At 47.1% G+C, this 13,958-nt stretch carries 11 protein-coding genes and 2 tRNA genes; 9 read left to right on the top strand and 4 right to left on the bottom strand.

Annotated elements, in window-relative coordinates:
* Positions 1–10: 10 nt before the first annotated feature.
* Together argB and ACZ5XY_RS08785 are read left to right on the top strand one after the other, a co-directional pair.
* Positions 11–922, top strand: coding sequence for an acetylglutamate kinase (gene argB, locus ACZ5XY_RS08790; protein WP_464740836.1), 912 nt, complete (start codon positions 11–13; stop codon positions 920–922).
* Positions 923–998: 76 nt separating this feature from the next.
* Entirely contained in the window at positions 999–1,232 is a 234-nt protein-coding gene (locus tag ACZ5XY_RS08785; RefSeq protein WP_464740834.1) for a hypothetical protein, read from the top strand.
* Positions 1,233–1,260: 28 nt separating this feature from the next.
* Here the strand turns inward: ACZ5XY_RS08785 and ACZ5XY_RS08780 are convergent, their stop codons facing one another.
* Together ACZ5XY_RS08780 and ACZ5XY_RS08775 are read right to left on the bottom strand one after the other, a co-directional pair.
* The gene (locus ACZ5XY_RS08780; RefSeq protein WP_464740832.1) at positions 1,261–1,620 is read right to left on the bottom strand and encodes a hypothetical protein; all 360 of its coding nucleotides are present in this window, start codon (positions 1,618–1,620) and stop codon (positions 1,261–1,263) included.
* Positions 1,621–1,757: 137 nt separating this feature from the next.
* A complete protein-coding gene (locus ACZ5XY_RS08775) occupies positions 1,758–2,123 on the bottom strand; it encodes a Spx/MgsR family RNA polymerase-binding regulatory protein (protein WP_464740830.1) in 366 nt (121 codons plus the stop codon).
* Between the two features lie 161 nt (positions 2,124–2,284).
* Between ACZ5XY_RS08775 and leuS the strand changes: the two genes are divergently transcribed.
* The 7 genes from leuS (at position 2,285) to ACZ5XY_RS08740 (ending at position 10,857) form a co-directional block, all read left to right on the top strand.
* Positions 2,285–4,969, top strand: coding sequence for a leucine--tRNA ligase (gene leuS / locus ACZ5XY_RS08770; protein WP_464740828.1), 2,685 nt, complete (start codon positions 2,285–2,287; stop codon positions 4,967–4,969).
* A gap of 42 nt (positions 4,970–5,011) precedes the next feature.
* The gene (locus tag ACZ5XY_RS08765) at positions 5,012–5,605 is read left to right on the top strand and encodes an LPS-assembly lipoprotein LptE (protein ID WP_464740826.1); all 594 of its coding nucleotides are present in this window, start codon (positions 5,012–5,014) and stop codon (positions 5,603–5,605) included.
* Positions 5,606–5,615: 10 nt separating this feature from the next.
* A complete protein-coding gene (holA, locus tag ACZ5XY_RS08760) occupies positions 5,616–6,671 on the top strand; it encodes a DNA polymerase III subunit delta (RefSeq protein WP_464740824.1) in 1,056 nt (351 codons plus the stop codon).
* A 295-nt stretch (positions 6,672–6,966) separates the two neighbouring features.
* A complete protein-coding gene (locus ACZ5XY_RS08755) occupies positions 6,967–8,412 on the top strand; it encodes an efflux RND transporter periplasmic adaptor subunit (protein WP_464743839.1) in 1,446 nt (481 codons plus the stop codon).
* 36 nt (positions 8,413–8,448) lie between these two features.
* Positions 8,449–10,425 carry a MacB family efflux pump subunit gene (locus tag ACZ5XY_RS08750; protein ID WP_464740822.1) on the top strand — a complete coding sequence of 659 codons (1,977 nt, stop codon included), beginning with the start codon at positions 8,449–8,451 and terminating at the stop codon, positions 10,423–10,425.
* A gap of 147 nt (positions 10,426–10,572) precedes the next feature.
* Positions 10,573–10,648: transfer RNA gene (locus ACZ5XY_RS08745), tRNA-Lys, on the top strand.
* Positions 10,649–10,781: 133 nt separating this feature from the next.
* Positions 10,782–10,857, top strand: a tRNA-Lys gene (locus ACZ5XY_RS08740).
* Positions 10,858–10,942: 85 nt separating this feature from the next.
* Here the strand turns inward: ACZ5XY_RS08740 and ACZ5XY_RS08735 are convergent.
* Together ACZ5XY_RS08735 and ACZ5XY_RS08730 are read right to left on the bottom strand one after the other, a co-directional pair.
* Entirely contained in the window at positions 10,943–11,713 is a 771-nt protein-coding gene (locus ACZ5XY_RS08735) for an MBL fold metallo-hydrolase (protein ID WP_464740820.1), read from the bottom strand.
* Positions 11,714–11,869: 156 nt separating this feature from the next.
* Positions 11,870–13,957, bottom strand: coding sequence for a catalase (locus tag ACZ5XY_RS08730; protein WP_464740818.1), 2,088 nt, complete (start codon positions 13,955–13,957; stop codon positions 11,870–11,872).
* Position 13,958 lies beyond the last annotated feature (1 nt).

Raw genomic sequence — 13,958 nt, 5'->3', positions numbered from 1 at the left:
AGGAGCTAGGATGTCGCTTAATTTAGATGACGCAAAAATCACCGCTGAGGTACTCACCACCGCCCTGCCCTACATTCAGCGCTTTGAGGATAAGCTGATTGTGGTTAAATACGGTGGTAATGCCATGACCGACCCTGAGCTTGAAAGCTCGTTTGCCCGCGATATCGTACTGCTAAAAACCGTCGGCTTGCATCCAGTCGTGGTTCACGGCGGTGGTCCTCAGGTCGATAATTTACTCAAAGAGTTGGGGCGGCAATCTGATCGCATCGATGGCATGCGCGTCACCGACAAAGCGACCATGGACGTGGTCGAGATGGTGCTTGGCGGCAACGTGAACAAATCTATCGTCAGCCTTATTAATAAACACGGTGGTCGCGCCATTGGGCTTACCGGAAAAGATGCCAATTTAATCCGCGCCAAAAAACTTTTGATGTATAAAAATGATGACAAAGGCAACGCCACACCGATTGATTTGGGCTTTGTTGGTGATGTGGTTAGCGTCAATAAAGACGTCATTCATATGTTGATTGCTGCTGATTTTATCCCTGTAATTGCACCACTTGGCGTTGATTCTGACGGCAACACCTACAACATCAATGCCGATTTGGTCGCCGGAAAAGTTGCTGAGTTTTTGGAAGCCGAAAAATTGATGCTCTTAACCAACATCAAAGGCGTTCTAGGTCGCGATGGCAACGTGGTCACCGGACTGACGCCGACCAAAGTCGATGCGCTGATTGAAGATGGCACGATTTCAGGCGGTATGATTCCTAAAATTCAATGCGCCCTTGATGCCGTTCGTGGCGGGGTGAAAAGTGCGGTGATTGTTGATGGTCGCGTCCCGCATGCCACTTTGCTTGAAATCTTTACCAATGAAGGGGTGGGAACGCTAATCAGCCGCGATTTGGAAAAAGCGCGCAGCTAATTTTTCGATTAACTGCCTGTTTAGTGTCGCTTTAATCCCTTATTAAAAGCGCGCTCAAAACTGTTAGGAGGCTGTCATGCCGCTTTGGCTTTGGTTCATCCTGTTTGCTATTGAGAGCCTTTATTGTTGGTGGATTATTGGCTTTGGCGGCGCGCGCTGGATTGAAGGCTGGAAATCCTTTTTTATGATTGAATGGTTTGCCCTTGATTGGACGGCGGAGCAAATCCGCTTTTATGTGCTGATTATTTGGGGATTTAGTGTGATTTGGTTTGTCTTAGGAATAATAAAGCCCGAGCTTCGCGGGGTTTAGTTCAGGCTTTACTTTGCTTACACTTGGATTAATACGCGCAAATCTCGATATTTGAATAGCTTGTGTTGCCGTAAACCTTGATGAAGTGATTGCCTTTATTTTGCGTATAAAAGCTACTAAAATCCTCATAATAATCGCCATCAAGGCGACCTTTAGGACCATTGACATAAGCCACGCGAATTTGGTCATCGCCAACATTGCGAATCACAAGGTTTTGGTCAGGACTCAACCATAACCGAAACAGTTTGCCGTTTTTGATATTTCCGGCAAAATTGCCGCAATAGCTGTTTTTGGCAAAGGTAATTTTGGTCGAGCTTTCCGCAGCTTGCGCATTTACTCCTACGCTAGCTGCGGCAATGAGCATGGCACTTAACATTACTGCTTTCATGACAACCCCCTTGATTTAGTTTCGTAGGTTGACTTAAGCAAATTTTAAAACGGTTAAAAAAATTGAATAGAGTCAACCAATTAAGGTTACAACTGTTCTGTTATCATAAACTAAATTTGGCTAAATAAGCGCAGTCGTTACGAAATTGCAGCAATTATGGCGTCATGATCAAAGCCAATGGTAGCGATGGTTTTAGTGTTATCGCGTCCTAAAATAATCGGACGCTTAATTAAGTTTGGCTGAGCAATCATCAAGTCTTTGGCGGTATTGTCATCACAGCTTGCGGCGTCTTTTTCCTCATTACTGAGTTTTCGCCAAGTCGTGCTGCGTTTGTTCAGCACCTTATCCATGCCAAACTCTTTAATAAATTTATCAAGCAAATCGTTTGTCATGGCTTGCTTTTTAAAATCAAAAAAGTCGTAAGGGATTTGCTGCTCGTCTAAAATAGTCAGCGCTTTTTTGACACTGCTGCAATTTTTGATGCCGTAAACGGTGAGGGTCATGATACTTTTCCTTATTTCATCTGGGTTTTTAGTTTAATCTAAAATAATTTTTTAGCGACAACTGCTTTTGAGCCGCATGAGAGCGTCGCAATTTTTGCCAAATTACGCTATGCTATGGCAGTATTTTTTTTGAATTTTTTATTTTCCAAATTGAGCCAATTATGAGCAGCAACGTCACCGATTCTGTAACTCCCGCCAATCATCTGTATCAACCAAGCTTAATCGAAGCCGCTCAGCAAGCCAAATGGGCAGCTGACAAGCGTTTTGAGGTGGACAATTCGCCAAGTAATAAGCCTTCGCGCTATATGCTCTCGATGTTCCCGTATCCAAGCGGCAAGCTGCATATGGGTCACGTTCGCAATTATACCATCTCTGACGTCTTAAGCCGCTATTACCGCTTAAAAGGCTTTGAGGTTATGCAGCCCATGGGTTGGGATGCGTTTGGCTTGCCTGCTGAAAATGCCGCAATTGCCAACCAAACGCCGCCTGCGGCTTGGACTTATGCCAACATTGACAACATGCGCGCTCAGTTAAAATTGCTCGGATTGTCCATCGATTGGTCACGCGAATTTGCCACTTGTAGCCCTGATTATTACCGCTGGGAGCAGTGGTTATTTTTGCAATTGTATAAAAAAGGCTTGGTTTATAAAAAGCTTGCGACCGTTAACTGGGATCCGGTGGACAATACTGTTCTTGCCAACGAGCAGGTCATTGACGGTAAAGGCTGGCGTAGCGGCGCTCCGGTTGAGAAACGCGACATTCCGATGTACTACTTTAACATTACCGATTATGCCGACGAGCTGCTTGATGATTTGGACAAACTAGAAGGTCATTGGCCATCAGAAGTCATCACCATGCAACGCAATTGGATCGGTCGCAGCGCGGGGATGGAAGTTCATTTCCCGTATCATATCAACGGTGAGGACGGCACGCTTGATGTGTTCACCACGCGCCCCGATACCTTAATGGGCGTGACTTACGTAGCAGTTGCTGCTGAGCATCCCCTCGCGCAAATGGCGGCAGAAAAAAATGTAGAAATTGCAAAATTCTGCGCCGAATGTAAAAAAGGCTCGGTAGCCGAAGCCGATTTGGCAAAAGCTGAAAAAGTCGGCATGGCAACCGGCTTTAGCGTGACCCATCCGTTAACCGGCGAAAAAGTGCCCGTTTGGGTTGCCAACTACGTGCTGATGAGCTATGGCTCGGGCGCGGTGATGGCAGTTCCGGCGCATGATGAGCGCGATTATGAATTTGCCACAAAATATAATTTACCCATCAAGCAAGTGATTGATATTCCGGATAATTATTTTGCCGATAAAGCTGCCGATGACGACAACCGCGCTTATACGGAGCGTAACACGTTGGTCAATTCAGGCGACTTCACCGGAATGAATTTTGAGGAAGCGTTTGCGGCAATGCTTGCCAAGCTTGAGCCGATGGGACTTGCCAACAAAAAAATTCAGTACCGCCTTCGTGATTGGGGCGTATCGCGCCAGCGCTATTGGGGCTGCCCAATCCCCATGGTAAATTGTGAGCACTGCGGTACGGTTCCGGTTGACGAAGCTGATTTGCCGGTCGTTTTGCCAACTAACGTCGTTCCCGATGGTCGCGGCAACCCATTAAAAGACCTCCCTGAATTTGTTAATACCCAGTGCCCAAAATGCGGCAATGAGGCGCGCCGCGAAACCGACACTTTTGACACGTTTGTTGAATCCAGTTGGTATTACGCGCGCTTTGCCAGTCCAAACGACGACCAAAGCATGGTCAATAAATCTGCGGCGAACAAATGGCTTCCGGTTGACCAATATATCGGCGGCGTTGAGCACGCGGTCATGCACCTGCTTTACGCGCGCTTTTTCCATAAGCTGATGCGCGATGAGTCACTGGTCATGGGCGATGAGCCATTTGCTAACTTGATGACCCAAGGCATGGTGCTTGCCGGAACGTTTTATCGCTCAAACCCTGATGGCAGCACCACCTATTATTTCCCGCAAGACATTGATATTGATTACAATGACCGTGGTCAGCCCATAAGCGCGGTGCTAAAATCAGACGGTCAGCCTGTAACCATTGGCAAAATTGAAAAAATGTCCAAGTCAAAAAACAACGGCGTCGACCCACAAACCACCATTGACCAATACGGCGCGGATACCGTTCGCCTTTACACGCTATTTACCGCCCCTGCCGACCAAACTTTAGAGTGGTCAGATGATGCGCTAAAAGGTCCTTATAACTTTGTAAAAAAAGTTTGGCGAATTGCGAGCGAGCATTTACAAGCGCTTAAAGACGCGGGCATTGAGCTTGATAGCATCAACCAAGGCAACATTAACAAAGACAACTTGTCAAAATCTGCAAAAAACTTGCGCCGAAAAACGCACGAAACCATTGCCAAAATCGACAGTGATTTGGGCGACCGCTTAGCACTGAATACGCCAGTTTCAAGCCTGATGGAACTTGCCAACGAGCTTGCCAGCTTTAATGCTGAGAACCCTGCTAAAAATTTTGATGACTTGACCGCCAAACACGAAGCACTCATTGATTTGCTCATTATGCTTAGCGTTTATGCGCCGCACGTGGGTGAGCATTTGCTTGAAGAGCTTGGCATCGACACCAAAACGCTGGTTTACCCTGAGCTTGATAAATCGGCGTTGGTTCAAGACAGCATTACCATGGTCGTTCAAGTCAATGGTAAAGTTCGCGGTAAAATGGAAGTAGCGCCCAACACCGACAGCGAAACGCTTAAAGCACAAGCTCGAGCGATTGAGGGCGTGGCGAAGTTTTTAACCGGCGAGATTAAAAAAGAAATCGTCGTTCCTAATAAACTGGTTAATATCGTCGTTGCCGGTTAATTTGGCACTATTTAACAAGGACAGCTTAAAAAGGACAGCTCAATGAACCCTCAAACCTTGATAAAAGCAGCGTTTGTTGCCGCCGTTTTAGCGACAAGCTCTTTTGGCTTAACCGGCTGCGGCTTTCATCTGCGCGGGTTTGAGGCGCCGCTGCATTTTGATGTGGCGAAAACAGTCATTAACATCGAAGATAACAAAACCGCCTTTCCATTAAAGCTGCCATTATCTAAACGGCTTGAAGCTTTTGGGGTCGATGTTATTGATGGCATGAGCGTTTCAAGTAACAGCTTGCCTACCGAGCCGCTTGCCGCCATTACGGTGAAAAACGTTCAATTTCGCCGCTATGAACTGGTTGGCGTATTAACCGAGATTCGCTTGGTATTGTCAGCGGATGTCACCTACCAAACGCTGCAAAATGGCGAGCCGGTCACGCTCAGCAACCCTATCCAAGTTGAGCGCAGTTATCAATATAACGAAGCTTCGGTAAGCACCGAAGACCAACAAGGCAGCCAAATCCGCGATTGGCTTTATGACAGTTTAGCGCGGCGGATTAGCGACCAATACGTGGCGATTGGCTTGCCAAATACGCCGCCTAAAGCTGCTAAATCTGCGGCAACACCTGTGATTCAGCCTTAATTTGTAAGCGATGCAGCACTCTTTTATCCAAGCTTATGCCAAACTGTCGCAGCCAAAGGTGGCAACGGCAGGGCTTTGGCTTGCTCAAGGGGATGAGCCATTGTTGCAGCAGTGGCTCATTGATGGGCTGCGAACCCATTGGCAGGCTGAAGCTCGTAGCATCAAGCGCTTTGAGTTGGTTTCGGTAAAAAGCTGGCATGAAGTCATGAGCGAGCTTGGAACGCAGTCGCTGTTTGATGACGCCAGCGCCTTGATTGTCACGGGCAATCATAAACCGGACAAAACCATCATCAGCGAGATTGAACGCTTTGCAAGTGACATTGATGAGCGCTCGCACAGCCTGCTTTGGCTGCTGCCAAAAATCGATAAAAAAAGCCAAGCCAGCAAATGGCTGGCGCCTTTTTCAAAGTTTGGTCATATCATTGATTGCAATCTTTATGACGAGCGGCAACGGCAACAAATCTTACAGTTAAAAGCTGAGCGCTTTGGGCTGCGCTTATCAAGTGATGCTTGGCAGCTGCTCATGTCGCACACCGAGCACCACTTGCTTGCTGCTTACCAAACGCTTTGGCGGCTGTCTTATTTGTTTGCGCCGCAAATTGCCGCCAAGCCCTCAAATGATACGCCAAGCCATCCTGTTGCTATCGATATTGAAGACTTGCAAGCTGCCCTTGTGAGCGACGCTCAGTTTAGCGTTTTTGATTTGTCTGATGCGATGCTTGCAGGAAATAGCGTTCAAGTGGTCAAAATCATGCAAGCGCTTCAAGACAGCGATGAGCCAACCACGCTGGTGCTTTGGGCAATCAGCAAAGATATGCGAGCTATTATGGCGCTGATGGATGGCAAAGACCCGCAATCGCTTGGCATTTGGCGCAGCAAGCAAGGACTTTATCAAAACGCTTGCCGCCGTCAATCACGCGAGCAAACCGCGCTTTGGCTTGATTTGCTTTATCGTTGTGATTTGGCAGTAAAAGGCGTGATTGCCCAAAATCCGTGGGAGCTGTTGCTGCAATCAGCGCTCCTGGTCACTGGAAAATCGCTATTTTTACCATCGCAGCATTTTTAAAGCGTGGCTTTGCGCTCTTTTTCATTTTTTATTCCTCGTTGATTACAGTCAACCTTTTTGCAGCTCTCTTTTTCCTGACTGCTGAAGCTGATATTAGCGGTAGTGTTAGCCTGATTTGACCCTTAACCTTTCGCAAACTAATAGCCATTCCCTTTTGCCGCTCAAGTCTTTAGTATAGCTTATTTGAATAACGGTTTAATTAAACAATTTGGCTTGCCCTATCGCAGCGATTGATGATTAAGCCAAAGCTATCGCTAAAATTTGTGGGAACTGATTTGGAATGACAGTGGTTGTTATGCAAAACATCAAGAAAAAATCGCTCATCAAATGGGGTTTGTTGGCGCTAATTGCGGTTATTTTAGCAATGGTGCTTTATAAAATGTTTAAGCCCAAAGAAGAGGCGCCCAACTATTTGACGGCAACGGCGGAGATTGGCGATATTGAAAATAACGTCATGGCATCAGGAAAAGTCAAAGCGCTTAACACGGTCGATGTCGGCGCTCAGGTGTCAGGTGAGGTCAAGCGCTTGTTTGTTGAGGTCGGCGATGAGGTTCAAAAAGGTGATTTGATTGCACAAATTGACCAAGTCACCCAAAAAAACAACTTAAGCAACGAGCAAGCCAGCCTTGAGCAAAGCCAAGCCGCCATTGAAAGCGCCCAAGCGGAACTGCAAAGCCGTGAGGCAAGCTTAAAAAGTGCTCAGGCGGATTTGGCAAGTCGGCAGTCGGAGCTTAAACAAGCCCAGTCGGACTTTGACCGTTTGCAATCTCTGCTTGATATCGATGCCATCTCCAAGCAAGAGTTTGCGACCCAAGCAACCAAAGTCGATACCGCAAAAGCTGCCGTTGCCAATGCACTTGCCGCCATAGATTCGGCAAAAGCGGCGATTGCGACCACCCGCGCCAATATCAACAGCCAACGCGCTGCCCTTAAAAAATCACAAACCAACGTCAGCACCGCTCAAGAGGATTTAAGCTACACCACCATTCGCGCGCCGATGGCAGGAACGGTCGTTTCTATCACCACTGAACAAGGCACGACGGTCAACGCCAACCAGTCCGCGCCAACTATCGTCACCCTAGCCGATTTGTCCACCGTTCGCATCAACGCTCAAATTTCTGAAGCGGACGTGATTAACGTTCAAGCCGGAATGCCGGTTTATTTTAATATCATTGGCAATCCCGATCAAAAATACGACGCCACGCTCAAAGCCATCGAGCCTGCGCCCGAGGTCATCAGCGAAACCAGCTCCACCGATTCAGCGATTTATTATGTCGGTTACATTGAAGTACCTAACAATGAGCGCCGCTTTCGCATTGACATGACCGCTCAAGTTTACGTTATCGTCAACCAAGCTAAAAACGCCTTATTGATTCCTTCTGCAGCATTGCAGCCTTTTTCTGGTGGCAAATCTGGTCGTGGAAACCGCTCAGCAAAATCAGGAAACAACTCAGGAAACAATAATTCAGGAAACAATAAAGAAGGCAATGCTAATAACGCCGATGCCAACAACCGCCAAGCCGTTAAAACTAACAAATCAACCGATGCTAACAAATATATGGTTCGCGTTTTAAAATCTGATGGCAGCGTTGTTGATACGCCCGTCACCGTTGGCATCAATAACCGCGTCAATGCGCAAATTCTAAGCGGTCTAAAAGCCGGTGATGAAGTCGTGTTAGGCGAAGAGGGTTCCGCTCAAGGTAAAGGCGGCAATCGCGGTCGTGGTCCTAGAATGTTTTAATTGATGATAAATCGCGTGAATGATAGGCAAAAGTAAATGAGTAAGCAAAACCAAGCGCCGCTAATGCAGGTCAAGGGGCTGATTAAAGAGTTTCAAGCCGGCGAGCAAACCATCCGCGTGCTTCACGGCATTGATTTGAGCATTTATCAAGGCGAGATGGTCGCCATCATTGGGCAATCGGGTTCTGGTAAATCGACGCTCATGAACATTTTGGGCTGCCTTGATAAAGCCAGCGCCGGCGACTATCAAATCTTTGGCAAATCGGTCAGCCGCTTGGATGCTGACGAGCTTGCCAAATTGCGCCGCGAACATTTTGGCTTTATTTTTCAGCGCTATCACTTGCTTGGCGACATTAACGCTGAGGACAACGTTGCCGTCCCTGCCGTTTACGCCGGCATGGACAACCAAGCCCGAAGCGATCGCGCTAAAAAACTGCTCAGCGATTTAGGTCTTGGCGACAAAACGGGCAACCGACCCAGCCAATTGTCCGGCGGTCAGCAGCAGCGCGTTTCCATCGCTCGGGCACTGATGAACGGCGGCGATATTATTTTAGCAGACGAACCCACAGGAGCGCTTGACAGCAAATCAGGCGCCGACGTCATGCAAATTTTGCGCGATTTAAATGACGCCGGTCACACCATCATTATGGTCACTCACGACCCAAGCATTGCCGAGCAAGCCGACCGCGTCATTGAAATCAAAGACGGTTTAATTCTTAAAGATTACTTAACCGGTCATCGAAAAACTGACCAAGCAGCACCGATGCCCGTATTACAGCGCCATCAAAAAAGTGCGGTGGGTAGCTTTATCGACCGCTTATTTGAAGCCTTTAAAATGTCGCTGCTTGCCATGCGCGCTCATAAAATGCGAACGCTGCTTACCATGCTTGGCATCATCATTGGCATTACCTCGGTCGTTTCTGTTGTGGGACTTGGTAAAGGCTCGCAAACGCAAATTTTAAATGACATCAGCTCCCTTGGCACCAACACCATCACCGTCAATGACGGCTACCCCTTTGGCGACCCAAGGCGGCAATATAATGATAAAAACTTAACGCCGCAAGACGCCCAAGCTGTCGCCGACCAGCCTTATATCGTCAGCGTCAGCCCGCAGTTAAGCAGCAACATGAACATTCGCTACCGAAATATTGAAGAAGCGGCAAGCGTGAGCGGCGTAGGTCAAGACTATTTGGCAGTCAGCGGCGAAACTTTAGCCCAAGGTCAAGGCTTTGATGAGCAAAGCATTTTACGCCGAACTCAAGACCTTATCATTGACAACAACGCTAAAAACACCTTTTTTCCCGACAACCCAAACCCTATTGGTGAGGTGCTGCTTATCGGTAGCGTCCCTGGTCGCGTCATCGGCATTCTTGAACCCAACAATTCAGGATTTGCCCGCAACGCTGACACCCCGACCATTTATATGCCCTACACCACCATGATGTCGCGGATTAAAGGCACCCCTTATATCGAAAGCTTCATTGCGCTGATTGATAATAACATCTCCTCAAGCGCGGCCGAATCTGCCATTTCAACGCTGATTGAAAGCCGCCACGGCACCGATGATTTTCGGATTCGTAACTCTGACTCCATTCGCCAAACCATTGAGGCGACCACCACCACCATGACGCTGCTGATTTCCTCTATCGCCATTATTTCATTGATTGTCGGCGGTATTGGGGTCATGAATATCATGCTCGTTTCGGTCACTGAGCGCACCAACGAAATTGGCGTTCGCATGGCGGTCGGCGCGCGTCAAAGCGACATCATGCAGCAGTTTTTAATTGAGGCTATTTTGGTTTGTATTTTGGGTGGTCTTCTTGGCATTGGTCTTGCTTATGCCATTGGCGAGCTGATTAACCGCATTGGTGGCGACAGCTTTCAGGTCATTTACTCGCCAACGTCCATCATCGCGGCTTTTTTATGTTCAACGCTCATCGGCGTCGTTTTTGGCTTTTTACCGGCGCGCAATGCTGCAAGGCTTGACCCTGTAGATGCGTTATCACGTGATTAAGGGCGCTCAAAGCTGATATTTTGCTAAAATATAAATTATTTTAAAAAAACTTAGTTTTTTTTGCGATTCGGGGTTGTAATTGTGTCAAGAATATATATAATGTGCTCTCACGATTAGCGATACAGCTAAATGTTTTAGCGCTTTTCAGGGCCGTTAGCTCAGTTGGTAGAGCAGTAGACTTTTAATCTATTGGTCCCGCGTTCGAGTCGCGGACGGCCCACCATTTTAGTAGTACGCTTGTTAAGTATTTTACCCTACTCGGTATTAACTTAATAAGTTTAGTTTTAAACGATTTTCTTTTAAGAAAATTATTCTTGCGAGACTAAAATTGCAGTGCAATTTTTTAACGTCTCTTAGGGCCGTTAGCTCAGTTGGTAGAGCAGTAGACTTTTAATCTATTGGTCCCGCGTTCGAGTCGCGGACGGCCCACCATCTATTCTTATATGTCGAGTTATAAAGCCCAGCCGCTATTTTGGTTGGGTTTTTTTATGTCATTAAAAAGTAGCAATGGCTAATACTAAGGCTTAAAAATGCCTTTCGAGCCGCCGCGCCAAAACAGTTTATGAATAACGGTATCTTTGACCGTTCGCGGCTGTTTTGGCGCATTGATAATCAATTGGTCAAACGTGGCATCATCAATAAATAATTTACCGCCATGCGCCATCAACACGCAAGAAGGCTTTAGCGCCTTAATTTTTTGCAGCGACTCAATATAAACTTTGGGGTCATAAATCGGAAATGGCGCGACAAATTTATGGCGCAGTTTAATGATTAAATCGGCGGTATAAACTTGAGCGCTTGGCTTATGCAATAATGACAAATCGCGGTCGGTATGACCCTCCGTTTCAAAAACTTGCCAATCGTCAAATAACGGCAGCGTATCGCCATCGCAAACCGTTTTATCCGGCGTCAGCGTTGCCGGATACCATAAGTTTTTAAGCGGCTTTTGTTGCCGATGGGCGACATAATAAGCCAGCCCTATATCAACCAGATGCATCATTCGACCGCCAATGCCGCCATACCACGGTGACAATCGCGCTGAACTGATAATTTGGCAGCCGGTTGCTTGTTTAAGCTCAAGCGCACCGCCGGCATGGTCTGGGTGCATATGACTCACCACCACCACTTTTAAATCGCTGATTGGCCGCTTTAACTTAACTTGAATAAAATCAAGCACCATTTGAGCATCTGACCGGCAGCCACCGTCAAGCAGCAAGAGCTTATCAGGGTACACCGCCAAATACATGCTTTGAATATGACCCTCTAAGGTAATAATGGTGTCAAACATTGCAAATCGTCCCTGATAAAACACTTGTTTTTATTATAATCAAGACCGCCACTCACTTTTTGATTTTAAATGACTCAATCATCTACAGTTATTTTGCTTTTAGAATAAAAAACCCAGCGCTTGGCTGAGTTTTTTTCGCTGATTAATGTTTATCAATTAAGCAAGGTCGCGAACCTTTGGCTCACGCTCCCAAAATCTTGATTTGGCATTATCAATAAAGCCGTCTAAATCTGCTAATGGCGTGATAAAGCTGTCTTTTTCAATCGGCAGTTTGCTTAAGATAAATTCATCGGTTGCGCCGCAGTAAGCAATGGCTTTACAGTGCGCGTAAGCATCGGTGAACCAATCTTGAGCGGCGCTGTCCTTAGCAAGCTTTTGAGCTTCATCCGGCATAATAATGCTCACAACCGCATCAAATAATACGGATGGCGCTCCTGATAAACGCTCATCGGCTTGAATTCGCGTGCCATCATCAAGGATAACCTCTTTGGTTGCCGCAACGATTTTAACCATAGCGCCCTCTTTCATCGCCGCATCTTCAAATTTTTTGATTTCGCTATGTTTTGAGCCTTTAGCCACTAAAATCCCAACCAAACGACTTTTTAACGATTTTGGGGTTCGACCGATGGTTTGAAGTGGTTTTGATGTTGGTAAGTCTTGAACTGGCGCCGCCGCTTCGGCAGGCTCAGGCAGCTCCATACCAAGCGCGGTGGCCACGCGGTGGGCTAAGTCCTCATCAATATGGCGCAGATGACCCAGCATTCGGGTGCGGACATGCGGCGTATCGACTTTACTCAATTCAAACGTATAGGCAGAAGCGATATGCGCTTGTTCAGCCGCAGTTTGGCTTTTATAAAACATTCGCGGCTGACTGTAGTGGTCAGCAAAGCTTTCAGCGCGAACCCGACCTTTAACGCCGTCATCAAGCCTTTCAGGGAATGATTCAAAGCCACGATTAACACTTTCACGCGGCCGGGCAGAATCAAGACTTTGGGGATTATATAGCGCTCGAGTTTTTGGGACTTGCATTTGCATATAGCCGTCTTGCTGATTGTTGGCAAAGGGACATTTTGGCGCGTTGATTGGAATTTGAGCGAAGTTTGGCGACCCAAGTCTGAAAAGTTGAGTGTCAAGATAGCTGAACAGTCGACCTTGTAACAGCGGGTCGTTACTAAAATCAATCCCTGGCGGCAAATGTGAGGGACAAAACGCCACTTGCTCGGTTTCAGAAAAAAAGTTGTCCGGATAGCGGTTAAGCACCATTTTACCAACGATTTTTACCGGAACCAGTTCTTCAGGAATTAATTTGGTGGCATCTAAATGGTCAAACGGGAACTTTAGGGCCTCCTCTTCAGTGAATAGCTGAACGCCAAATTCCCACTCAGGAAAATGCCCCTGCGCAATCGATTCAAACAAATCGCGGCGGTTATAATCAGGGTCGGCACCGGAAATTTTGACCGCTTCGTCCCAAATAAGCGATTGAACGCCATTGACCGGTTTCCAGTGAAAACGAACAAAGGTGCTTTTACCGTCTTTATTAATTAAGCGATAGCTGTGGATGCCAAAGCCTTCCATCATGCTAAAGCTGCGTGGTAGCGCCCGATCGCTCATGAGCCAAATAACATTATGCATCGTTTCTGGAGTCAGCGACACAAAGTCCCAAAAGGTATCGTGGGCAGAAGCTGCTTGCGGGAAACCGCGATCTGGCTCAGGTTTAACCGCGTGAACCAAATCAGGAAATTTCATGGCATCTTGAATAAAGAAAATTGGCATATTGTTACCGACAATATCCCAATTGCCCTCTTCGGTATAAATTTTTACGGCAAATCCGCGAACGTCTCGTGGGGTATCTTTCGAGCCCTTATTACCAGCAACCGTTGAAAAGCGGGTAAATAGCGGCGTTTGTTTGCCGGTTTCAGTCAAAATTTTAGCGGTGGTATAGTCTGCAAGCGACTCGGTTAATTCAAAATAACCGTGAGCGGCGCTGCCTCTAGCATGAACCACGCGCTCTGGAATGCGCTCATGGTCAAAGTGAGTTATTTTCTCACGAAGGACAAAATCTTCAAGTAAGGTTGGACCTCGTGGGTTTGCTCTTAGCGAATTTTGGTCATCGGAAATCACTACCCCTTGTTGGGTAGTGAGCGCTTTGCCATCATTATCAGCGCGTTGGTGGGGCTCACCACCGTTACCGCGTGACATATTCATAGTTTTGGCGGGGTCAGTATGAGCAGGATTTGTTTTCATC

Source organism: Psychrobacter sp. GTC18467, from assembly GCF_055397455.1.
This window is presented reverse-complemented; position numbering and strand designations above follow the sequence as displayed.